This window comes from Rhodococcus oryzae (genome assembly GCF_005049235.1).
GTDB lineage: Bacteria > Actinomycetota > Actinomycetes > Mycobacteriales > Mycobacteriaceae > Rhodococcus_G > Rhodococcus_G oryzae.
Window position 1 is genome coordinate 33204 of record NZ_SUMD01000015.1, and the last position, 26455, is coordinate 59658.

The 26455-nt window shown below is 70.3% G+C and carries 1 protein-coding gene; it reads left to right on the forward strand.

Annotated features, from left to right (window positions below; all coding sequences use genetic code 11):
• The first annotated feature begins 23 nt into the window (after nucleotides 1-23).
• A complete protein-coding gene (locus FCG67_RS23030) occupies nucleotides 24-26432 on the forward strand; it encodes a non-ribosomal peptide synthase/polyketide synthase (RefSeq protein WP_211243305.1) in 26409 nt (8802 codons plus the stop codon).
• Nucleotides 26433-26455 lie beyond the last annotated feature (23 nt).

A 26455-nucleotide genomic window follows, 5' to 3' on the forward strand; every position in this document is an offset into this window, starting at 1 on the left:
CGGACCGCCCGGACACGATCGTAGTGTCGGTCGACGGTATGTCGGCGACGTATCGGGAGCTCGGTGAGCGTCTGCAGCTGCTGGCGGGGGCACTGTCCGATCGCGGGATGGATGCCGATGCCATCGTGTCCGTGGTCCTCACCGGTCTGGTTCCGACGATCGTTGCCGCCGAGGGTGGCATCGGTGGCGTGCTCGACAGGATCCACGCCGACGCCTCCACCCTCGACATTCCCGAGGAAGCCGCCGAGGCGCCAGCCGACGGATGGCCTTTGGTCTCGGCAGTCGCCTTGTGGCAGGAGTGGGTCGAGCGCGATCCCGAGGCGGTCGCCGTCGTCGAGGGCGGCCGCCCGACCACCCGTGGTGAGCTCAACCGCAGGGCCAACCAGTTGGCGCGGGAACTCGCCTCCCGTGGGGTGCGACCCGACGACGTGGTCTCCCTGATCGTTCCCCGTTCACTCGAGTGGATCGTCGGCATGCTCGCGGCGTGGAAGCTCGGCGCCGCCTACTCGCCGCTCGACCCCGCATGGGCCATCGAGCGGACCGAGGGGCTCATCGAGGCGAGCGGGGCAAGGGCCGTGGTCGCACTGAGCGGCTGGCCCGCGCTGGCGGACGCGCCCTTCGAGGTGACGGTCCTCGACGATCCCGACACCGTGGCACGCCTCGAGGCGCACGAGGCGACGGATCTGGATCGGGATCCGTGGATGGACGACGACGCGGGCCTGCGACTGGCCTATGTCATCTCGACGTCGGGATCGACCGGCCGTCCGAAGCCGACGCTGGTGCCGATGCGCGGCGTCTCCAACACCTTCCAGGCCTACCGCCGCATGCTGGACTTCGGTGCCGGCACCGGCGTCCTGATGGCGAACTCGCCGCTGTTCGACCTGACCCAGAAGAACATCTGGGTCGCGCTCGCGTACGGCGGCGCGCTGCATCTGTCCGAGGACGGCTTCGACCCGCAGCCGATCCTGCGTCAGATCGGTACCGGGGACGTCCAGATCGCCAACATGGCGCCGAGCGCCTTCGAGGTGCTGGCTGACCTCGACACCGAGGGCGTGCTGACCAACCTGGGCGCCGTGATCCTGGGCGGTGAGCAGATCCGGCCCGCCGCGTACAACGGGTTGATCGGCACGCAGACGCGGATGATCAACAGCTACGGTCCGACCGAGGCCTCCGACGTCACATCGATCTACGAGCTGGACCTCTCCGCCCCTGACGCCGAACAGGGCCAGATCCCGATCGGTACCGCCTGGGAGGGAGTGGATTACCACGTCCTCGACGGCCGCCTGCGGCCGGTGCCCGCGGGTATCACGGGTGAGCTCTACATCGGTGGCAACGCGGTCGGCCGCGGCTACGGCGGCATGACCGCTCTGACCGCGTCACGATTCATCGCGAGCCCGTTCGGTTCCGGCGGCGCCCGGCTGTACCGCACCGGCGACCTGGTGCGCGAGCGCAGCGACGGCGAACTGGTGTTCCTGGGGCGCAGTGACTTCCAGGTCAAGATCCGAGGTCTGCGGATCGAGCTCGGTGAGATCGAATCCGCACTGGTCGCGAATGCCGATGTCCTGCAGTCCATTGTCGTAGTGCACGACGACAACCGGGTGCAGCGTCTCGTGGGGTATGTGACCGCGGTCGCGGGCGCGACGATCGAGACCGATCAGGTGCTTGCCGACGTGGGCCGGACCCTGCCTGCGTACATGGTTCCCGACCTGCTGCTCGTGCTCGACGAGATGCCGCTCAACACGAGCGGAAAGATCGACCGGAAGGCGCTGCCGCGCCCGCAGTTCGAGTCGCATTCCGATCACTACCGGGAGCCGTCGACCCCGGCCGAGATCGTGGTGGCGCAGATCTTCGGCGAGATCCTCGGCATCGAGCGGGTCGGCGCCGACGATTCGTTCTTCGAGATCGGCGGCAACTCGCTGTCGGCGGCTCGGGTGGTGGCGCGGGCCAACGCGGCACTCGGCTCGGACGTGAATCTGCGCGAGGTGTTCGATGCACCGACGGTGGCCGGGCTGGCCGCCCTCGCGGCCGCGGGGGCGGGGACCGGTCGTCATCGGCCGGAACTCGTGGCGCTGCCGCGACCCGAGCGGATCCCGTTGTCGCTGGCTCAGTCTCGGATGTGGTTCATCAACCAGTTCGACACCTCGTCGCCCGCCTACAACCTCCCGCTCGGCATCCGGCTGACCGGTTCCCTCGACACCGAGGCCTTGGCGGCCGCGGTGGCGAGTGTGCTCGAGCGGCACGAGTCGCTGCGCACCGTGTTCCCGGACGACGGGGACGGTCCGCACCAGGTGGTGCTGCCCGCCGACGGACTCGACATCGATCTGACCCCGGTCCAGGTCCGTGACGAGGCCGACCTGATGACCACGCTCGCCGACCTCGCGTCACGGGGCTTCGACGTGACCGTCGAGATCCCGGTCCGGCCGCGCCTGTTCCGGTTGACGGAGAACGAGCACGTCCTGCTGTTCCTGGTGCATCACATCTCCTCGGACGGCGCGTCGATGGCGCCGCTGGCGAGGGACGTCGTCATCGCGTACTCGAGCTGGGCGAGCGGTCAGGGCCCGGAGTGGGCGCCGCTCGAGGTCCAGTACGCGGATTTCGCGATGTGGCAGCGCGAGCTGCTCGGTGTCGAGGACGACCCGGAGTCGCTGCTGGCGCGACAGGTCGGCTACTGGGTCGACGAGCTCGCCGGTATCCCGGAGGTGCTGCCGCTGCCGACCGATCGCCCGCGTCCCGCGGTCATCTCCATGGAGGGCGCTCGGGTCGAGTTCGAGATCGGTCAGGATCTGCACGGCCGGTTGCTCGAGCTGGCCCGCGAGCACGAGGCGACCCTGTTCACCGCCGTGCACGCCGCGTTCGCTGTGCTCCTCTCCAAACTGTCCGGCACGGACGACATCGTCCTCGGTACCCCCACCGCGGGTCGCGGCGAGCGTGAACTCGACGACCTCGTCGGCATGTTCGTCAACACCCTCGCGCTGCGGACCGTGGTCGACCCGGCCAAGACCTTCGTCGAGATGCTTCGCAGCACAAGGGAATCGGACATCGGTGCGCTTGCGCACGCGGACGTACCGTTCGAACGCCTGGTGGAGCTCCTCGCGCCCGAGCGGTCGACCGCGCACTCGCCGATCTTCCAGGTGGTCATCGCGCTGGAGAACACCGAGGCCGCGGTCCTGGAACTGCCCGACCTCGTGGTCGGCGAGGTCGACCCGGGCGTGACCTTCGCGAAGTTCGACCTGCAGCTCTCGGTGGGCGAGAAGGCCGATCAGTCGGGGATGACCGGCACCCTGGTGTACGCGACCGACCTGTTCGACGAATCCAGCGTGCGCACCCTCGGGGAGCGGTTCGTGCGCCTGCTCGAGGCGGTCACCGCCGACCCGTCGGTTCCGGTCGGCAACGTGGAGATCACCAGCCCGGACGAGCGCCGGGCCCTCACACCCGTGCGTGGCGCGGATTCCGCGGCGCCGGTGTCACTGGCGGCGCTACTGACCTCCGGAGCCGCGGAACGCGGTGCCCCGGCCCTGGTCTCCGGCGACCGCGTGGTGTCCTACGGGGAGCTCGACGACCGGTCCAGCGCCCTTGCCCGGGTGTTGATCTCGCACGGGGCCGGCCCCGAGACCTTCGTGGCACTCTCCCTCGCGCGGTCGATCGAGTCGGCGGTCGCGGTGTGGGCGGTCGCGAAGACCGGCGCGGCGTTCGTGCCGATCGATCCCGCCTATCCCGCCGACCGGATCGAGCACATGGCCTCGGACTCGGGGGCGACGCTCGGCCTGACCACGACCGGGGCGCTCGCCGGACTGCCGTCCGGCGTGCGCTGGCTGGCGATGGACGACCCTGGCTTCCTCGCGGACTGGAACGCCGAGCGTACTGATCCGATCCTCGACGCCGATCGCACCACGGCTGCGCACGTGGACAACCCGGCGTTCATGGTCTACACCTCCGGCTCCACCGGGCTCCCCAAGGGCGTCGCGGTCACGCACACCGGCCTGGTCAACATCGTTGCCGAGCACCAGCAGAAGTTCGGTGTGCAGGCCACGTCCAGGGTGCTGCACTTCGCGTCGCCGAGCTTCGACGGCGCGGTGTGGGAACTGCTGATGGCCTCGGTCGCGGGCGCGGCCGCTGTCATCGTGGCACCGGGCGTCTACGGCGGCGACGAGCTGCGCGAGGTGATGTTCGAGCAGCGGGTCACGCACGGCTACACGGGACCCGCCGCGTTGAACACCGTCGATCCCACCGGGCTGGTCGACCTGGAGTCGATCTCGGTCGCGGGTGAGGCGGTCAGCCCCGAGCTGGTGGCCAAGTGGGCGCCCACCTATCCCTTCCGGAACCTGTACGGCCCCACCGAGACCACCATGATCGCGACCATCTCGGAACCGATGGTGACGGGCGCGCCCGTCACCATCGGTGGCCCGATCCGCGGGGTGTCCGCGGTGGTCCTCGACGGGCGACTGCGCCCGGTCCCCTTCGGTGTGACGGGTGAGCTCTATCTCGCGGGCCCGGCGCTGGCCCGCGGCTATCACGGCCGCTTCGACCTGACCGCGTCCCGGTTCGTGGCCGACGTGTCCGGATCGCCGGGTGCCCGGATGTACCGCACCGGTGACCTCGTCCGCTGGGTCGACCGGTCGGTCTCGCGGGACCGATCCCGGCTCGAGATCGAGTACGTGGGGCGCAGCGACTTCCAGCTCAAGGTGCGCGGCTTTCGGATCGAGCTCGGTGAGATCGACGGCGCACTGGCGGCGCACGAGTCCGTCGACACCGCGTACACGATCGGCAGGGAGGGACCGGCCGGTGCCACCGTGCTGGTGTCCTACGTCGTGCCGGTGCCCGGTGCCGCGCTCGCGGACCGCGAGCTGACCGAGTTCGTGTCCCGTTCGCTTGCTCCGCACATGGTGCCGTCGGCGATCGTGGTGATCGACGCGCTGCCCGTGACGATCAACGGCAAGGTGGACCGGAAGGCGCTGCCGGAACCGGACTTCGGCTCGGCCGCGGAATCGTATGTCGCTCCGTCGAATGCGACGGAGGAACTCCTGGCCGGCCTGTTCGCCGAGGTGCTCGGCGTCGACCGGGTCAGCGTCGCCGACTCGTTCTTCGCGCTGGGCGGCGACAGCATCGTCTCGATCCAGTTGGTGGCCAGGGCGAAGGCCGCGGGCGTGCTGATCAAGGCAAGGGATGTCTTCGAGCGCAAGACCGTCACCGGTCTTGCCCAGGTCGCCACGACGGTCGCCGAGGCGGGCGTCGCGGTGCTGGAGGAGCTACCTGGCGGCGGGGTCGGCGACATGCCGCTGCTGCCGGTGGCGCGCTGGGCGCTGGAGAACGGCGCGGCGTCGCGGTTCTCCCAGGCGGTGTTGCTGACGGCGCCGCTCGGACTCGACCGCGGCACCCTGGCGGCGACGGTGCAGGCGGTGCTCGACCAGCATCCGATGCTGCGGTCGGTGCTGGCCTCCGCGGACGGGGGCGCACCCGTGCTGCGCGCCCGTGAGCTCGGTGCGGTCGACGCGAACTCGGTGATCGACCGGATCGAGTTCGATTCCGAGAATGCCCCCGGCAGTGCGGGATTCGAGCGGATCGCGGCTGCGGCACTGGGCGCGGCCGCGGACCGACTCGACCCCGCCGCCGGTGCGATGGTGCAGGTCGTCTGGTTCGATCCGGCATCGCAGCTCGGCGAGGCGAACGGACGCCTGCTCCTGGTGCTGCACCACCTCGTGGTGGACGGCGTGTCCTGGCGCCTGCTGGTGCCCGCCCTCGCCTCGGCCTGGGGCCAGATCGTCGCGGGCGGTACGCCGAGCTTCGAGCCCGAGGTCACCTCGATGCGCCGGTGGGCGCACGCCCTCACGGACGAGGCACTTTCGGACTCTCGGGTGGCCGAACTCGGTTACTGGCGTGAGGTTCTGGCGACGCAGGAGGCGCCGATCGGATCACGTCCGCTCGACGCGCGGCTCGACACTGTGGCGACCAGGGGACAGGTCTCTCTCGAGTTGCCTGCCGATGTGACCGACGGGCTCCTCACCGGGGTGCCCGCCCGATTCCGGGGCGGCGCCCAGGACGGACTGCTCGCGGCCCTCGCCGTCGCCGTCGCCGCGTGGCGGCGAGCCCGCGGCGGACGCGGAGCGGCGGAGTCCTCGACCCTGATCACCCTGGAGGGACACGGCCGTGAGGACCAGGTCGTGCCGGGCGCGGATCTCTCGCGGACCGTCGGCTGGTTCACCAGCGTGTACCCCGTTCGGCTCGACCTCGGTGGGGCCGACCTCGATGACGCGCTCGCGGGCGGGGCAGCGGCGGGAGCCGCTGTCAAGGCGGTCAAGGAGCAGCTGCTGGCGGTGCCGGACAACGGCATCGGGTACGGCCTGCTGCGGTACCTCAACCCGGAGACCGGCGCGGAGCTGAGCTCCGGGGCTGTTCCCCAGATCAGCTTCAACTACCTCGGCCGGTTCGGTACCGGGGAGCTCACCGACGAGATCCGTGGCCTCGGCTGGATCCCGGTCACCGACGGCGGCACGCTCGGCGGCGCGGCCGATCCGGCCATGGCACCCGAGTCCGCGTTGGAGATCAACGCGTCGGTGCTGCCGGGCGGCGGCCTGTCGGCCACCCTGTCGTTCGCGACCGGTGTGCTCACCGAGGCGGAGGTCGAGGAGTTCGCCGGATTCTGGCGCGCCGCGATGACCGCGATCAGCGCGCACGCGCGCACCGAGGCAGCAGGCGGCCTGACCCCGTCCGACCTGCCACTGGTGTCCCTGTCGCAGGATCAGATCGAACTGTTCGAGTCGCGGTACCCGAGCGTCGAGGACCTGTGGTCCCTGTCCCCGCTGCAGCACGGACTGCTCTTCCACGCGCTGCTCACCGAGGGCATGCCGGACGTGGTGGACGTCTACACCGCGCAGTTCGTGCTCGACCTGGCCGGATCGGTCGACGCCGATCGGCTGCGTCGTGCCGCCGACCGGCTCCTGGTCCGGAACCCGAACCTGCGCTCGGTGTTCCTCGTCGACGAGGCAGTGGGATCGGTCCAGGTCGTGGTTGGCGACACCCGGGCCCCGCTCACCCTGCACGATCTCAGCGGCCTCGACGAGGAGTCGAGGGCGGCCGAGCGGCAGCGGATCCTCGATGCGGACCGCGCGACGGGCTTCGACATGGCCACGCCGCCGCTGGTCCGGCTGACCCTGCTCAGGCTGGCGGCCGATAGCTGGCAGCTCGTGTTCACCAACCACCACGTGATCCTCGACGGCTGGTCGACCCCGCTGGTCATCCGTGAGCTGATGGCGCTCTACGCCATGGACGGCGACGATTCGGCGCTGCCTCGGGCTCGGGACTACAAGGACTACCTGCACTGGCTCGCCGGACAGGACCGCGCGCAGTCGCTGGAGACCTGGCGCGATGCGCTGGCCGGAGCGGATGATCCGACCCTGCTGGCGCCTGCGGTGCAGGGCGTCAACCACGCCGCGGTGCCGGGCAAGGTGGAAGGTTCGCTCTCCGCAGAGGAGACCGCGGGTGCGGAGGCGCTCGCGGCGGAGCTGGGCGTCACGCTGAACACGCTGGTGCAGACGGCCTGGGGCGTCGTGCTCGGCATGCTCAGCGGTCGCGGCACCGTGGTGTTCGGTGCCACCGTGTCCGGTCGACCGTCGGACCTGTCCGGCGTCGAGTCGATGGCCGGATTGTTCATCAACACCATTCCCGTTGCCGTGCGGCTCGTTCCGCACGAGCCGGTTCGCGAGCTGCTCGCACGCCTGCAGTCGGAGCAGGCGGGCCTGCTCGACCACCACTTCGTCGGGCTGACCGACATCCACCGGGCGGCGGGTGACGCCGCGCTGTTCGACACCGCCGTGATCTACGAGTCCTATCCTGTGGACACCTCCGGCGTTGGCGGCGACGTCGACATCGCCGGGATGCGGTTGATGGGTGTGGAATCCGCGGCCGCGAGCCATTTCCCGCTCTCGATCGTGGCCGCTCCCGTCGACGGCCGTCTGCACCTCGCCGCCGAGTTCCAGCACGAGGCCTTCGACGAGGCGACCGTCGCGGGTCATCTCGACCGCACGATCCGGGTGCTGCGCGAGTTCGTGGCGCGTCCGGATGCGAACGTCGGTTCGCTGCGGCTGATCACCGACGACGAGCTGCAGCTGCTCGACTCGTACAACCGCACCGAACTCGCCCGCACCTCCGAGACGTTGCTCGAACGCATCGACGCGCGGGTCGCCGAGGACGCGTCCGCGATTGCGGTGGTGGCATCGGGCACGAGCGTCACGCGCGGCGAGCTCGACCGTCGCGCCAACCGGTTGGCGCATGAGCTGATCGCGGCGGGCGTCGGCATCGATGACGTGGTGGCCCTGATCGTCCCCCGGTCGGTGGACTGGGTGGTCGGCATGCTCGCGGCGTGGAAGGTCGGCGCGGCCTACCTGCCGGTCGACACGAAGGCGCCCGCGGACCGGATCGCAGCCGTTCTGGAGGACTGCGAGGTCGGGGCCGTTGTGCTCGCGGACGGGTGGAGCGAGGAGCTCGCCTACTCCGGAGCGCTCGTGCGGCTGGGCGATGTGGACACCGAGTCCCGGCTCGCGAGCAGGCCGGAGACGGCCCCGCCGAACCGCTGGACCGAACCCGGCGCCGGTCACCGCCTCGCCTACGTGATCACCACCTCGGGATCGACCGGCAGGCCGAAGCCGACCCTGGTGCCGATGGCGGGCGTCCTCAACACCGCCGAGTGGTACCGCGGTGAGATCCGCCTCGAGCCGGGTGACGGTGCGCTGGTCGCGAACTCGCCGGTCTTCGACCAGACGCAGAAGAACGTGTGGGTCACGCTGTCCGACGGTGGCGTGCTGCACCTGGCGGGGGACCCCTTCGACCCGGTCGAGATCCTCGAGATCATCGGTGGGGGCTCGGTGGTCAACGCGAACCTGGCGCCGAGCGCCTTCGCCACGCTGCTCGACGCGGACGCGGACCAGTCGGTGCTGCCCGCGCTGCGGTCGTTGCACCTGGGCGGCGAGTCGTTCAATCCGGCCAGGCTCGCGCACCTCGAGGCGGCGGATACCAGGCTGCACAACAACTACGGGCCGACCGAGGCCACCGACATGATCACCGATCACCGGTTGAGCTCGGTGACGACCGGCTACCCCGACGGCCGGGTCCCGATCGGGCCCGCGCTGCCGAACTACGAGCTGTACGTGCTCGACCAGCACCTGCGCCTGGTGCCGCCCGGAGTGCCCGGCGAGCTGTACATCGGTGGTCCGCTGGTGCTCGCCCGCGGCTACGGAAGTCGGTTCGCGCTCACCGCGGCCCGGTTCGTGGCGAACCCGTTCCGGGGTGGCGGCGAGCGGATGTACCAGTCCGGCGACGTCGTGTACTGGAACACCGACGGCGAACTCGAGTACGTCGGCCGCACCGACTTCCAGGTCAAGATCCGTGGTCTGCGGGTCGAGCTCGGCGAGATCGAGATGGCGCTGCTGGCCGACCCGCGGGTGGGCCAGGTCGCCGTGGTGGTCAAGACCACCGAGACCGGGATCGACCGGTTGGTCGCCTACGTGGTTCCCGCCGACTCCGCGGACGGACTCGAAGAGGCGGTCACCGAGGTCGCCCGACGTGCCCTGCCCGACTACATGGTGCCCTCGGCGGTCGTGGTCCTCGACGAATTCGAGCTGACCCCCAGCGGAAAGGTCGATCGGAAGGCGCTGCCGGATCCTGATTTCGGCTCCGCGGAGGAGTCCTACCGGGCGCCCGCGAATGTCGTCGAGGAGATCGTCGCGGCCGTGTACGGCGAGCTGCTGTCGGTGCCCCGGGTGTCCGCGACCGACAGTTTCTTCGCCCTCGGCGGCGACTCGCTGGTCGCGACCAAGGTCGTGGCGCGGGTCAACGCGGGGACCGGGGCGGCGCTCCGTCTGCGCGACCTCTTCGAGGCGCCGACGGTGGCCGAACTGGCCGCCAGGATCGAACGCGGGGAAGGCCGCGCCGAGACCCGCAGCGAACTGTCGGCCCGGCCGCGCCCCGGCCGGATCCCGTTGTCGCTGGCGCAGTCTCGTATGTGGTTCCTGAACCAGTACGACACCTCCTCGCCGGTCTACAACATCCCGATGGCGATCAGGCTCACCGGTGCACTCGACACCGACATCCTCCGCGCCGCGCTCGGTGACGTCCTCGAACGCCACGAGTCCCTGCGGACGCTGTTCCCGAATACCGATGACGGTCCCTACCAGCTGATCGTGCCCGCGGCCGACGTCGATCTGGACGTGAGCACCGCGACCGTCTCCGAGTCCGGCCTCGCGGCCGAGCTCGTCGCGTTCTTCTCCCAGGGCTTCGACGTGACGACCGGGATCCCGTTGCGGGTCAAGATCGTCCAGGTCGCCGACACGGATGTCGCCGAGCACGTACTGGCGATGTCGATCCATCACATCTCGTCCGACGGCGCCTCCACCGCGCCGCTGGCCAGGGACCTGGTCACCGCCTACCTCGCGCGCACCGCGGGCGAGGCGCCGCGGTGGACCCCGCTCGAGGTCCAGTACGCGGACTTCAGCATCTGGCAGCGCGAGGTCCTCGGCACCCCCGACGATCCGAAGTCGTTGGCGGCGCAGCAGATCGAGTACTGGACAACGGCACTCGCCGGGATCCCCGAGGTCCTCGAACTCCCGGGGGACCGCCCGCGGCCCTCGCAGCAGTCCTTCCGGGCGGGCAGCGTCTCCTTCGCCGTCGACCCCGAACTGCGTGGACGCTTGGATGCGCTCGCCCGCGAACACGGGGCCACCCTGTTCATGGCCGTGCACGCGGCGCTCGTGGTGTTCCTGTCTCGGCTCGGCAACACCGATGACGTCGCCATCGCGACGCCCGTCGCGGGACGCGGAGAACGTCAGCTCGACGATCTCGTCGGCATGTTCGTCAACACGCTGGTGCTGCGTACGGCCATCGATGCGGATGCTTCCTTCGCCGAGCTACTCGAGCAGGTCAGGGAGACCGACCTCGGTGCCTTCGGCAACGCCGACGTGCCGTTCGAGCAGCTGGTCGAGGCGCTCAACCCCACCCGTTCGCGGGCGCATTCGCCTTTCGCCCAGGTGATCCTCGGATTCCAGAACCTCGAGCAGGCCGCGCTGGAACTGCCGGGACTCACGGTGAGCGCGCTGGAGAGCGGCCTGCAGGTCGCGAAGTTCGACCTGCAGCTGATGATGATGGAGAGCGACCCCGCGGGTGGCGGCGGGCTGACCGCCGAGTTCACCTACGCCTCCGATCTGTTCGACGAGTCGACGGTCCGGGACTTCGCCACTCGCTTCCTGCGGGTCCTGGAGGCCGTCGTCGCGGCTCCGGCGCAGGCAGTCGGCGACCTGAGCCTGCTCGATTCGGACGAGCGGGCACGGCTCGCGCCGGTGTCAGGGACCCCGAGCATCGCGCAGGCCACCCTTCCGGAGTTGCTGGCCGCGGCCGTCGAGCTGAACCCCGACGCGCACGCGGTGGAGTTCGGTGACCTCGCGATGACCTACAGCGAGCTCGACGAACTCTCGAACAGGCTGGCGCGCAGGCTCATCGGAGCAGGCGTCGGCGCCGAGGACTTCGTCGCGGTGGCGCTGTCCCGGTCCGCCGGATCGGTGCTCGCGGTCTGGGCGATCGCCAAGACCGGGGCCGCCTTCGTGCCGCTCGACCTGTCGTACCCGCAGGAGCGGATCGAGTACCTGGCCGCGGATTCCGGCGTCCGGGTCGGGCTCACCGACCTGGCCAGCATCGACTCCGTGCCCGGCTCGGTGACCTGGATGGCGCTCGACGACGTCGAGTTCTCCGCCTCGGTCGACGAACAGTCGTCCGAGCCCATCACCGACACCGATCGGGTCCGGCCGCTGACGGTCGAGTCCGGGGCCTACATGGTCTACACCTCGGGCTCCACCGGTAAGCCCAAGGGCGTGCTCGTCACGCACACCGGCCTCGCGAACTTCGCTGCGGCGCAGCGAGAGCACTACTCGGTGACCCGTGACTCGCGGACCCTGCACTTCGCGTCGCCGAGCTTCGACGGTGCGGTGCTGGAACTGCTGCTCGCGATCGGCTCGGGCGCCACGATGGTGATCGCGCCGCCGAGCATCTATGGCGGCCAGGAGTTGGGTGACTTCCTGCGTGCGGAGCGGGTGACCCACGCCTTCGTCACGACGGCCGCCCTGGCGACCGTCGACCCGGTCGGGCTCGACGAGCTCACCGACGTCGCGGTCGGCGGCGAGGCCGTGCAGGCCGAGCTGGTCGCCCGATGGGCGCCCGGCAGGCGACTGTTCGACGTCTACGGTCCGACCGAGACGTCGATGGTGATCACCATGAGCCGGCCGATGGTGCCGGGCGGATCGATCAACATCGGCGGTCCCGTCCGCGGCGCCGACGCGATGGTGCTCGACGGCCGCCTGCACCCGGTCCCGGTCGGGGTGCCGGGCGAGCTGTACTTCGCGGGTCCCGCGCTCGGCCGCGGCTATCACCAGCGGTTCGCGCTGACGGCGGACCGCTTCGTCGCGAACCCGTTCGCGGCGGACGGCTCCCGGATGTACCGGACCGGCGACGTGGTGCGCTGGATCGAGACCGACGGGGCGAGCGGAGCGACGGGGGATGACACCGCCGCGCTGGCCATCGAGTACGTGGGCCGCAGCGACTTCCAGCTCAAGGTACGCGGCTTCCGCATCGAGCTCGGCGAGATCGACGCCGTTCTCACCCGGCACGAGAGCGTCGAGTTCGCGGCGACGATCGGCCACAAGACCGCCTCGGGCAACACGGTGCTCGTGGCGTACGTGCTCGCAGGCGCCGGTCGGAGCATCGACAGGTCGGTCCTGGCCGAGTACGCGGGCATCGAGATGCCCGCGCACATGGTGCCCTCGGCCTTCGTCGAGCTCGATTCGATCCCGCTGACGCCCAACGGAAAGCTCGATCGCAGGGCACTGCCCGAACCGGTCTTCGAGTCGGCCGCCGAGTACCGCGCCCCGCGCAACCCGGTGGAAGAGGTGATCGCGGGAGTCTTCGCCGACGTCCTCGGCGTGGACCGGGTCTCGGCGGACCAGGACTTCTTCGACATCGGCGGCAACTCACTGGTGGCCACCCGGGTGGTGGCACGGGTGAACGCCGCGCTCGGTATCTCGATGGGCGTGCGGGAACTGTTCGACGCCCCAACGGTGGAGTCGCTGGCGGTGGCCGCGGCATCGATGTCCGGCAGGGACGTCAACCGCCCCGCACTGGTCGCACGGCCGCGGACCGGCCGGATCCCGCTGTCGATGGCGCAGAAGCGGATCTGGTTCCTCAACCAGTTCGACACCGCCTCGGCGGCGTACAACATCCCGCTCGGGGTCAGGTTGTCCGGTGCGCTGAACGTGGAGGCATTGCAGCAGGCCATGTTCGACGTGCTGGCCAGGCACGAGTCGCTGCGGACGATCTACCCCTCCGGCCCGGACGGACCGGAGCAGCGCGTGATCGAGGTGGGCGCGGCGTCGATCGAGCTCGCCCGGATCACCGTCACGGAGCCCGAGCTGATGGCAAGGGCGGCGGAGTTCGCCGGCCGGGGCTTCGATGTCACGGATTCGCTGCCGGTGCGCGCGGCCCTGTTCGAACTGTCAGCCGACCAGCATGTGCTGTTGGTCGTGGTGCACCACATCAGCGCGGACGGCTCGTCGATGGCGCCGCTCGCCCGGGACGTGATGAGTGCCTACGTGGCACGCGCGCAGGGCGAGGCGCCGCACTGGGAACCGCTTCCGGTGCAGTACGCCGACTACGCGCTGTGGCAGCGCGAGGTCCTCGGCGCGGAATCGGACCCGGAGTCGGTGATCGCCAAGCAGGTCGACCACTGGCGTGATGCCCTGTCCGGCCTGCCGGACCTGCTGGAGCTGCCCACCGACCGCCCCCGGCCGGCCATGCAGTCGATGCTGGGCGAGCGGGTGGACTTCGAGGTCCCGTCGCAGCTGTCGACCCAGATCGATGCGCTCGCCCGGACGACGGGCACCACCTCGTTCATGGTGATGCAGGCCGCCTACGCGGTGCTGTTGATGCACCTGAGCGGCACCGGCGACATCGCCGTCGGCACCGCCGTCGCCGGTCGTGGCGAGGAGGCACTCGACCCGATCGTCGGCATGTTCGTCAACACCCTCGTGTTGCGTACGCAGATGGAGTCGGCCGACACCTTCCGGTCGGTTCTCGAGACTGTGCGCGAGGGCGACCTGCAGGCCTTCTCGCATGCCGATCTGCCGTTCGAGCGGCTCGTCGAGATCCTCGACCCGGAACGGTCGACCGCGCATGCCCCGCTGGTGCAGGTGTCGTTCGGCTTCGAGAACGTCGACACCCCGGTCTTCGAGCTGCCCGGCCTGACGGTCAGCGGCCTGTCCACCGACCTGGGCCAGGCGAAGTACGACCTGGAGCTCTCCTTCTCCGAGCAGTCCGACGAGGCCGGGAACACCGGTTTCGCGGGTGTGTTCGGATTCGCGACCTCGCTGTTCGACCGCGAGAGCGTGGAGCGGATGGCGCAGCGGTTCGTCCGGATCCTGACCACGGCCGTCGCCGACCCCGAGGTCGTCGTCGGGGACATCGACCTGCTCGAGCCGGACGAGCGCGAGCGCGTGCTGACCGAGTTCAACCAGACCGCGGTTCCGGTGGAGCCGACCACCCTGGTGGAGCTGATCGACCGGTCGGTCGCGCGGACGCCCGATGCGCCCGCGATGACCTTCGAGGACACCACCCTCAGCTTCGCCGAGTTCGACGCCCGCGTGAATCGTCTGGCCCGGCACCTGATCTCCGAGGGCGTTGGGCCCGAGACGCTGGTCGTTCTCGCGGCCCGCCGGTCCCTCGAGATGATGGTCGGGATGTACGCCGTGATGAAGGCGGGCGGCGCCTACGTGCCGGTCGACCCCGATCAGCCGGCCGAACGACTGGAGCTGGTGCTCTCGATCGCGCAGCCGGTCGCCGTCCTCACCACGTCGTGGGACGGGGTCGAGCTGCCTGCGGGTGTTCCGGTCGTGGAGATCGACTCGGCTCCGACCGGTCATCTCGATGCCGCCCCGATCACCGACGCCCAGCGGTTGCGTCCGCTGCGTCGCGGCAATCCCGCGTACGTGATCTTCACCTCCGGCTCCACCGGTGTGCCCAAGGGCGTGGCCGTCAGTCATGCCGCGATCGTCAACCAGCTCAGCTGGTTCATCGGCGAGTACGAGATGACGGCCTCGGATGTGGTGCTGCAGAAGACGCCGATCGTGTTCGACCCGTCGGTGTGGGAGCTGTTCGTGCCCTTCATCTCCGGCGGTCACCTGGTGATCGCGAAGCCGGACGGGCACCGGGACGCCGAGTACCTCATCGACGTTTCCCGTCGGTGGAACGTCACCACTCTCGGCTTCGTGCCGTCGATGCTGGCGGCCTTCCTGTCCAGCCCCGAGCTGGCGTTCCCGCCGTCGGTGCGATCGCTCCAGTTGGCGGGCGAGGCGCTGAGTCCCGAGCTCGCGGCCCGCACGCTTGCGAGCGCGTCGCTCGGGATCAACAACGCCTACGGGCCGACCGAGACCACGCTGACCTCGGTGCACTACTGGGCCGACGGCACCGAGACCGGCTCGATGCCGATCGGCATCCCGGTGTGGAACAGCCAGGCCTACGTGCTCGACTCGCGCCTGAACCCGGTGGTCCCTGGCGCCAGGGGAGAGCTCTATCTCGCGGGCGGTCAGGTTGCCCGCGGCTACCACGCCCGGTCGGGGCTGACGGCGGAGCGGTTCGTGCCGAATCCCTTCGGTGCGCCCGGCTCCGTCATGTACCGGACCGGTGACCTCGGGCGCTTGCGTCGCGACGGGCAGCTGGAGTACCTGGGACGCACCGACTTCCAGGTCAAGATCAGGGGTCAGCGGATCGAGCTCGGCGAGATCGAGTCGGCCCTGCTTGACCACTCGTCGGTGGACCAGGCGGTGGTGATCGCGGCAGACACCGAACGAGGTCAGCGACTGGTCGCCTACCTGGTGGCCGCGACGGGCGTCACTGTCGACACCGGCGACGTGCGGGCCGAGGTGGCCCGCGCGTTGCCCGGCTACATGGTGCCGGACGCCCTGATCGTGCTCGAGGCGATGCCCGTGACCAGCAACGGCAAGCTGGACCGGCGGGCGCTGCCCGCACCGGAGTTCGCCTCCGTCGCCGACACCTACGTCGCGCCCCGCACCCCCGCGGAGCAGACGATCGCCGCGGTGTTCGCGGAGGTGCTCGGGGTGGAGCGGGTCAGCGTCGAGGATTCGTTCTTCGCCCTCGGCGGTGACAGCATCATGTCGATCCAGCTGGTCACGAGGGCCAAGGCCGCAGGCCTGGCCTTCACCGCCCGGCAGGTCTTCGAGCACCGAACGGTCGCCGCGCTCGCCGCGGTCGCGGGTGAGGCCGCCGCGGCCGCCATCACCCTGGCGGAGCTGCCGGGCGGCGGCGTCGGCGAGATGCCGCCCACGCCGATCATGCGGGCCACCGCCGAGCGCGGCGGGCTGCTGCGTCGGTTCTCGCAGTCGAGCTTTGTGACGTTGCCGCACGGAATCGACCGTGCCACGGTGGAATCGACGATCCAGTCCGTCCTCGATCGGCACGACGCGCTGCGTCTGCGCTGGAACGAGGACGGCTCCGGGCTCACCGTCACCGAGGCCGGGTCGGTCCCGTCGGCACGGCTGGTCCACCGCGTCGAGTTCGCGTCGCGGCCCGGCACCGAGGAGTTCGCCGCGCTGGTCCGTGGCGAATTCGAGGCGGCCGCAGACCGGCTCGATCCCACGACGGGGATCGTGGCCCAGTTTGTCTGGTTCGACCCGTCGGCCGGGGCAGGCGACACCAACGGTCGACTGCTGATGGTGATCCACCACCTGGCCGTGGACGGTGTGTCCTGGCGAATCCTCTTGCCGGACTTTGCTTCCGCGTGGGGTCAGGTGCAGTCAGGTGCGGAGCCCGAGCTGCCCGAGGTCGGTACCTCACTGCGACGGTGGGCCCACGGACTCGCCGAGGCCGCGGTGTCCGAGCGGCGCACCGAGGAGCTCGGATACTGGCGGAGCGTGCTCGAGGGGACCGACCCGACGCTCGGGTCGCGTCTGGTCGACCCCGCTCTCGACGTGGTGTCGGCGACCGCGGGAGTCCGGGTCGAGGCGTCCGCCGAGACCACCGAGGGGCTGCTGACTGCGGTGCCGAGGGCGTTCGGCGGCGGTGTCAACGACGGACTGCTCGCCGCCCTTGCCCTCGCGGTGGCGCGCTGGCGTGAGCGACGCGGCGTCGCCGCGTCGGCGACCCTGCTGGGCCTGGAGGGGCACGGCCGCGAGGAAGAGGCCGTCGAGGGCGCGGACCTGTCCCGCACCGTCGGCTGGTTCACCTCGCTGTTCCCCGTGCGGATCGACGTGTCCGGGGTGGACCTCGACGACGCCTTCGCGGGCGGCCCGGCCGCGGGACAGGCGATCAAGCTGGTCAAGGAACAGCTCCTCGCCGTCCCAGACCGGGGCATCGGTTACGGGCTGTTGCGGTACCTCAACGCGGAGACGGCCCAGGATCTGAGCGGTTTCGCCGCCCCGCAGATCGGGTTCAACTACCTCGGCAGGACCGGCGCGTTCGAGGTCACCGACGAGATGCGCGACATGGGCTGGGTGCCGGTCGGTGACGGCGGCGTTCTCGGGTCGGCACTCGACCCGGACATGCCGGTCGCCGCGCTCGACATCAACGCGGTCGTGTCGAACTCCGAAGGTGTCGAGACACTCTCGACGGTGTTCGATTTCGCGACCGGCGTGCTGTCGGCCGCGGACGTCGACGAGCTGGCGGAGCTGTGGAGCGGGGCGCTCGATGCGATCGCGAGCCATGCCGGCGGCCCGGGCGCGGGCGGATTCACCCCCTCCGACCTTCCGTTGGTCTCGCTGACGCAGTCGCAGATCGAACGCTACGAGGCGCGATTCCCGACCATGTCGGACATCTGGTCCCTCTCGCCGCTGCAGTACGGCATGTACTTCCATGCGGCGCTGGCAGAGTCCGCCGTGGACGTCTACACGGCACAGCTGTGTCTGCGTCTCGGTGGCGTCGTCGACGCCGACCGGATGCGCCGGGCCGCTCAGGCACTGATCGACCGGCACCCCAGCTTCCGGACCGCCTTCGTCACCGATGACACGGGCATCGCGGCGCAGGTGGTGCTCGAGGACACCGAGATCCCGTTCGTCACCGTCGACCTGTCCGGCCTGGACCAGGCCGACCGGGGTGCCGAGCGGGCCCGGATCGTCGAGCAGGACCGACTGGCCAAGTTCGACCTCGGCGCGCCGCCGCTGATGCGGTTGACGCTGATCACCCTCGGCGAGGGCGAGTACGAGCTGGTGGTGATGAACCACCACATCGCGATCGACGGTTGGTCCACGCCGTTGGTGCTCAAGGAACTGCTGGTGCTGTACGCGGCGGACGGCGACGCCTCGGTGCTGCCGCAGGCACGCTCGTACCGCGACTTCCTGGCGTGGCTGGCCGAGCGTGACCACGTGCGCTCACTGCAGGCGTGGGAGGACTCGCTCGGTGGCGTGGAGGGGCCGACGCTGCTCGTCTCCGGCGACCGGGGCCGTCAGCAGGACAGCACCTCCGGCCAGTACCTCACGCAGTTGGGTACAGCGGAGACCGCGGAACTCGTCGCCCGCGCACGCGAACTCGGCGTCACGCCGAACACCTTCGTGCAGGTGTCCTGGGCGATCCTGCTCGGGTCGCTGACCGGCCGCGAGGACACCGTCTTCGGTGCCACCGTCTCGGGCCGGCCGCCGGAGATCCCCGGCGTGGAGTCGATGATCGGCCTGTTCATCAACACCGTGCCGCTGCGCGTGCACCTGGACCCGTCGGAGTCGGTGGCGCAGCTGCTCACCCGGGTGCAGGCCGAGCAGGCCGACCTGCTCGACCATCACTACGTCGGCCTGGCCGAGATCCAGCGCGCCGCAGGCGAAGCCGCGATGTTCGACACCCTCGCGGTGTTCGAGTCGTTCCCCGTCGACATGGCGGGTGCGACCTCGCAGACCGACATCGCGGGGATGCGGGTGCTCGGCATGGACGGCATCGATGCCGCGCACTACCCGGTCGCGATGACGGCCAGCCTGGACAGCGCGCTGCACCTGAAGTTCATCCACGCCACCGAGCTGGTGGACGAGGACGCGGTCCGGACCCTGTCCGAGCGCTTCCTCCGGGTGCTCGGCACCGTCGTCTCGGCGCCGTCGACCCCGGTCGGCGCCGTCGAGGTCACCGATCCGGACGAGCGAGCCGCGCTGTCGCCGGTGTCCGGCCCGGCCGCGGAGCCGGCCACCCGCATGCTGCCCGAGTTGCTGGCCGCCGCTGCGACCGACCGGGATGCCCCGGCGTTGGTCTCGGGCGACCGGACCGTGTCGTACGGCGAACTCGACGATCGCTCGAATGCGCTGGCGCGGGTACTGATCGACCGTGGCGTCGGCCCCGAGTCGTTCGTGGCACTGGCGCTGCCGCGGTCGATCGAATCGCAGATCGCGTTGTGGGCGATCGCGAAGTCCGGCGGGGCGTTCGTGCCGATGGACCCGGCGTACCCGTCGGACCGGATCGAGCACATGACCACCGATTCGTCCGCCCTCGTCGGCATCACCGATGCCGAGCACCTGGCGGACCTGCCGACCACCGTCTCGTGGCTGGTCCTGGACGACCCCGAGTTCGCGGCGGCCGTGGATCTGGGGTCGACCGAACCGGTCACCGACGCGGATCGTCGTGCGCCCGTGCGGGAACAGCACGCGGCCTACGTGATCTACACGTCCGGATCCACCGGACTGCCCAAGGGCGTCGTGGTCAGCCATCAGGGCCTGGCGAACTTTGCCGCGGAGCAGCGCGAGCGCTACTACGTCACCGCCCGGTCGCGCGCACTGCACTTCTCGTCCCCGAGCTTCGACGCATCGATGCTCGAGCTGTTGCTCGCCGTCGGCGCGGGCGCGGCCATGGTGATCGTGCCTCCTGGCGTGTACGGCGGCACCGAGCTCGCGGACATCATCTCCGCGGCAGGCGTCACCCACGCGTTCATCACCCCGGGCGCACTCGCGTCCGTGTCGCCGGAGGGCCTGGACTGCCTGCAGCACCTGGTCGCCGGTGGCGAGGCGGTGCCGAACAACCTGGTGGACATCTGGGCGCCAGGCCGCAACTTCTACAACGGCTACGGCCCGACCGAGACGATCATCATGGCGACGATCAGCGGGGCACTGACCCCAGGCGAGATCCTCACCATCGGTGGGCCGATCCGCGGTATGTCCGCGACGGTGCTCGACCGCAGGATGCGTCCGGTGCCGGTCGGGGTCGCGGGTGAGCTCTATCTCGCGGGCGCGCAGATGGCACGCGGCTACCACGACCGCCGCGCGCTGACCGCGGACCGCTTCGTGGCGAACCCGTTCGGCGAGGCCGGATCCCGGATGTACCGCACCGGCGACATGGTGCGCTGGATTGATCGGTCCGAGGCGGGCGACCGGTCGCGGCTCGAGATCGAGTACGTCGGACGCAGCGACTTCCAGGTCAAGGTCCGCGGCTTCCGCATCGAGCTCGGCGAGATCGACGCGGCGTTGTCCGCACACGAGTCGGTCGACTTCGCGGTCACCGTCGGCAGGCAGGGACCGTCGGGTGCAACGGTGCTGGTGGCATATGTCGTCCCGGTCGCGTCCGCGACGGTCGACGTGGCGGCCCTGACGGAGTTCGTCGGGCGCTCGCTGCTCGCGCACATGGTGCCGTCGGCGATCGTGGTCCTCGATGCGATCCCGCTGACCGTCAACGGCAAGGTGGACCGCAAGGCCCTGCCCGAGCCCGACTTCGGTTCCTCGCTCGAATCGTTCGTGGCTCCCACGAACCCGGTGGAGGAGATCCTGGCCGGTCTGTTCGCCGAGGTGCTCGGCGTCGAGCGGGTCAGCGTCACGGACTCCTTCTTCGCGCTCGGCGGCGACAGCATCGTGTCGATCCAGCTGGTGACCAGGGCGAAGGCCGCCGGTGTCGTGCTCAAGGCGCGGGATGTGTTCGAACGCAAGACCGTTGCCGGACTGGCTCAGGTCGCCACGCTGACGTCCGAGTCCGGCGGCGCGACGGTGCTCGCCGAACTCGAGGGTGGGGGAGTCGGCGAGATGCCGCTCACCCCGATCATGCGGTGGATGACCGAGCGCCCCGGCGGCCACAACCGGATGCTCATGCCTGCCTTCCTGGCGCTGCCAGAGGGTATCGACAGGGCCGGGCTGGTGGCGACGCTGCGTGCGGTCTTCGACCGGCACGACATGCTGAGGTCGTCGATCCCGCAGACCGGCGCGGAGCCGATCCTGTCGATCGGCGACGCGGACTCGGTGGACGTGGACGCGATGGTCGCCCGGGTCGAGTTCGGCGCCTGGGCACTGCCCGGCAGCGCCGAGTTCGACGCACTCGCGGCCCCAGCCTTCGAGGACGCCGCCGCAGAGCTCGACCTCGCCACCGGTTCGGTGGTCCGGTTCGTCTGGTTCGATCCCGAGCCCGGTGCCGACGGGTCGGGACGACTGCTCATCGTCGCTCACCACCTCGTCGTCGACGGTGTGTCCTGGCGCATCCTGGTCGCGGACCTGGTGGCCGCCTGGCAGTTCGTGGCCACGGGCGCAACACCGGAGCTCCCGCCCGTCGGGACGTCCATGCGCCGCTGGGCACACGGACTGACCGAGGAGGCGAACAGCGCGGCCAGGGAAGCCGAGATGACGTACTGGCGAACGGTGCAGGGCGGCGCGGACCCGTTGCTGGCATCGCGTCCGCTCGACCCCGCGGTCGACCTGTTCGCGTCGATCGCCGAGGTCAAGGTCGTGCTGTCCGAGCAGGCCACCGATGCCCTGCTGACCGCGGTGCCTGCTGCCGTCCGGGGTGGCGTCAACGACGGTCTGCTCGCCGCGCTGGCGCTCGCGGTCTCGGCGTGGCGGCGTGATCGCGGTGTCGACGAGTCCTCGACGTTGATCAAGCTCGAGGGCCACGGTCGCGAGGAAGACACCGTTCCCGGTGCCGACCTGACCAGGACCGTCGGCTGGTTCACCAGCATGTTCCCGCTCCGACTCGACCTGCCCGAGATCGACCTCGACGAGGCCCTCGCAGGCGGACCCGCCGTCGGTTCGGCCGTCAAGGCGGTCAAGGAGCAGCTGTTGGCCGTGCCGAACAAGGGCATCGGGTACGGGTTGTTGCGGTACCTGAACGAGCGGACCGCGGCCGAACTGGCCGCTCAGCCGTTGCCGCAGATCGGTTTCAACTACCTCGGCCAGCTCGGCGGCGAGGAGCCAGCGGACTCCGCGCCGATCGGGTGGCTGCCCGCGCCGAAGGGCGAGCTCTCGGTATCGGCGGCACCGGACGCGGACCTGCCCGCGGCCGCGGTCGTCGACATCAACGCCTCGGTGACGGGCGCACGGCTGAGCGCCACCTTCGCGTTCCCCCCTGGACTGATCGACGAGTCCGAGGTGCGCGAGCTGTCCGAACTCTGGTCCCGGGCCCTCGAGGCCGTCGGCCGGTGGGCCGCGGCGACCGGGTCGGCGCACTTCACGCCCTCGGACCTGCCGTTGGTGTCGTTGTCGCAGAACGAGATCGAGCGGTTCGAGGCGGAGTACCCGACCCTCGCGGACGTCTGGTCGTTGACACCGCTGCAGGAGGGCATGCTCTTCCACTCGATGCTGGCGCAGACCTCCACCTCGCTCGACGTCTACACCTCGCAGGTGGTGATCGAACTCGGCGGTCTCGTCGACGCCGGCCGCCTGCGCGCGGCCGCTCAGGCACTGGTCGACCGGCATCCGAACCTGCGGGCCGGGTTCCGGCACGACGACGCGGGCAATGCCGTCCAGGTGATCGTGGACGGCGCGCCGGTCCAGTTCCGCGAGGTGGACCTCGGTCACCACGGTGACGAGGAGCGGCAGCGGGTCCTGGACGAGGACCGGCAGCGCCGGTTCGACATGTCCGAGCCCCCGCTGGTGCGGTTCAGCCTCGTGGGGCGTGCGGACGGCACGTACTCGCTGGCCATGACCAGCCATCACATCCTGGTCGACGGCTGGTCCATGCCGTTGCTCCTCAAGGATCTGATCGTGCTGTACGCGGCGCGTGGCGACGGATCGGTGCTGCCGCCGGTCCGTTCCTACCGGGACTTCCTCGAATGGCTGTCCACCCGCGACGCCGAGGCCTCGCTGGAGCAGTGGGCGGGGTCCATGCTCGGTGCCGAGGAGCCGACGCTGCTCGCGCCCGCGGACCGCGGACGCGAACAGTCCTCGCTCCCCGGCGAGGTCAGCCTGCACCTATCCACCGAGCGCACCGGGGCACTGTCGGGACTCGCACGTGAGCTCGGCGTCACGCTCAACACCGTCGTGCAGATGGCCTGGGGTCTGGTGCTCTCGCGCCTGATCGGCCGCGACGACGTCGTGTTCGGCGCGACGGTCTCCGGGCGCCCGCCCGCGCTGACCGGTGTGGAGTCGATGGTCGGCATGTTCATCAACACGCTGCCGGTGCATGTCAGCGTGGACCGGGCGGAGACGGTGACCGAGCTGTTGCTCCGGCTGCAGGGCGAGCAGTCGGACCTGCTCGAACACCACCATGTGGGCCTGCAGACGATCCAGCAGCGCACCGGCACCGGTTCCGTGTTCGACACCATCACCGTGTTCGAGTCCTACCCGGTCGACGCCGCGAGCGCGACCGGCGACGCGGACATCGACGGGATGCGCCTGCTCGGCGTCGGCGGTGTGGACGCGAACACCTTCCCGCTGTCGCTGTACATCGAGGCAGGTGATCGCCTGCAGTTGGACGCGAAGTTCCTGACCGACCTGTTCGCGCCCGACGAGGTCGAGTCGATCCTGGACCGGGTCGATCGGATCCTCGCGGCGATCGAGCGGAACCCGGACGCGAAGGTCGGGGATCTCGACGTGCTCTCCGATGCGGAGTACGCCGAACTCGATCGCTGGAACGCGACCGATCACGAGATCCCGGCCGCGAGCCTGGCCGACCTCTTCGATGCCCAGGTGGCGCGCACCCCGGATGCGGTGGCGCTGGTCTTCGAGGGCGAGGAACTGACCTACGCGGAGTTCGACGCGCGGGCCAACCGGTTGGCGCGGTACCTGATCGAGCTGGGCGTCGGCCCGGAGTCGATGGTGGGCCTGGGAATCCGGCGTTCGCTCGACCTGATGATCGGCATGTACGCGATCGTCAAGGCCGGCGGCGCCTACGTACCGATCGACCCCGATCATCCGGCCGAGCGCACCACCTACGTGTTGGAGACGGCAGACCCGGTGTGCGTGCTGAGCACACGGCGCGACCGGATCGACGTCGACCCGCGTTTCGAGGTGCTCGAGATCGACCTGCTCGACACCTCGGCCTACGACGACGCCCCGGTGACCGACGCGGAACGTCGTGCGCCGCTGCATCTGGACAACACGGCGTACGTGATGTTCACGTCGGGGTCGACCGGAAAGCCGAAGGGTGTCGTCCTCACACACCGGGCGATCGTGAACCAGCTGGTGTGGAAGCAGTCCGAGTACGGACTGGGCGCCGACGATGTGGTGCTGCAGCAGATCGCGATGACGTTCGACGTCTCGGTCTGGGAGTTCTTCTGGGCCCTGCAGAACGGTGCCCGCCTGGTGATCGCCAAGCCCGACGGACACAAGGACATGGAGTACCTGGCCGGGCTGATCGCCGGGCACGGGATCACCACGGCGACCTTCGTGCCGTCGCCGCTCGGCGTGTTCGTCGCGGTCGTCGACGCGCCGTCGCTGCGAACGCTCAAGCGGGCCTTCGTGATCGGCGAGGCATTGCCGCCCGAGACAGCGGCACGATGGCGTGAGCTGACCGACGCGGGCCTGCACAACATGTACGGGCCCACCGAGGCAGCGGTCTCGGTGACCAACTGGGAGGCACGTCCGGAGGACACGGTCACGACGCCGATCGGCTTGCCGCAGTGGAACGTCCGGGTTCACGTGCTGGACGCGGGGCTGCGGCCCACCCCGGCCGGAGTGGCGGGCGAGCTGTACCTGGCGGGCCCGCAGCTGGCGCGGGGGTACCTGACCCGGCCCGGCATCACCTCGGACCGTTTCGTGGCGAACCCCTTCGGAGTCGAGGGCGACCGGATGTACCGCACCGGCGACCTGGTCCGGCGACGGGCGGACGGGGTCCTCGAGTACATCGGGCGCACCGACTTCCAGGTCAAGCTGCGCGGCCAGCGCATCGAGCTCGAGGAGATCGAGTCGGCGGTGCGGGGCTTCGGCGGGGTGCGGCAGACCGCAGTCCTGGTGCAGTCCGACGAGCGCGGCGACCACCTGGTCGCCTACGTGGTCCCGGAGGACGGCGCCACGGTGGATCCGGACGAGCTGAAGCGGTACCTGGCGACGGTGCTACCGGTGTACATGGTGCCGAACGCTGTCGTCGGGCTCGACGAGTTCCCGCTCAACCCCAGCGGCAAGCTGGACCGCAAGCTGCTGCCGGTGCCGGAGTTCGAGGACACCGGCGAGTACCGGGCCCCGAGCACGGCCACCGAGGCCGCCGTGGCGGAGGTGCTCGCGGAGGTCCTCGAGATCGAGAAGGTGTCCGTGGACGCGTCCTTCTTCGATCTGGGCGGAAACTCGCTGACCGCGACCCGGGTGATGTCCAGGCTGACCGAGGTGCTCGGGGTCACGGTGCCGCTGCGGGCCGTGTTCCTCGACCCGACGGCCGAGGGCATCGCGGCGGCGATCGACGCGGAGTCGGGCGCGGAGGGCACAGGCGGCACCGGGACGGACATGTTCGACGTCCTGCTCCCGATCCGCGCCGCGGGTGAGCGGTCGCCGGTCTTCGCCGTGCACCCGGTGCTGGGGCTGTCGTGGGCGTACAGCGCACTGGCCCCGGTGCTGGACGGTCAGACGCCGGTCTACGGTCTGCAGTCGCCCGCCGCCTCCGGCGACGCCACGCTGCCGGACTCGATCGAGGAGATCGCGCACCGGTACGTGACGGAGATCCGGGCCGTTCAGCCGAGCGGGCCGTACCGGCTGCTCGGCTGGTCGCTCGGCGGCGTCATCGCGCACGCCATGGCCGTCGAGCTCCAGGCGGCGGGGGAGTCGGTCGAGCGGCTGATCATGCTCGACAGCTTCGCTGGCGAGGCGGCGGACGCACTCGGTGAGGGCGCGGCGGTGACGGCGGAGGAGATCCTCGGCGGCTTCGGTATCGCGGCGACGGCGGACCTCGATCCGTCGGAGGCCGGCATCGACGAGGTCCTTGACCTGATCCGGGCATCCACCGGCGGTCCGCTGTCCGCGGTGTCCGAGGAGTGGCTGCGACAGATGGTCGCGTCGGCCACGAACTCGGCGGAACTGATGCGCCGCTACGTCCCCGGCCGCTTCCACGGCGACCTGGTGCTGTTCACCGCGGCGCAGGGACGCCAGGACGACACCATCGCGGCGAAGTCCTGGGGCCCGGCGGTCTCGGGCACGGTCCGGCACCGGTCCGTGCACAGCACGCACTGGGCGATGATGAGCCCCGCCGCGCTCGAGGAGATGGCGCCGGTGCTCCGGGAACTGCTCGCAGGCCCGGTCGAGTAACGACAGGACACGAGAAAGGCCCC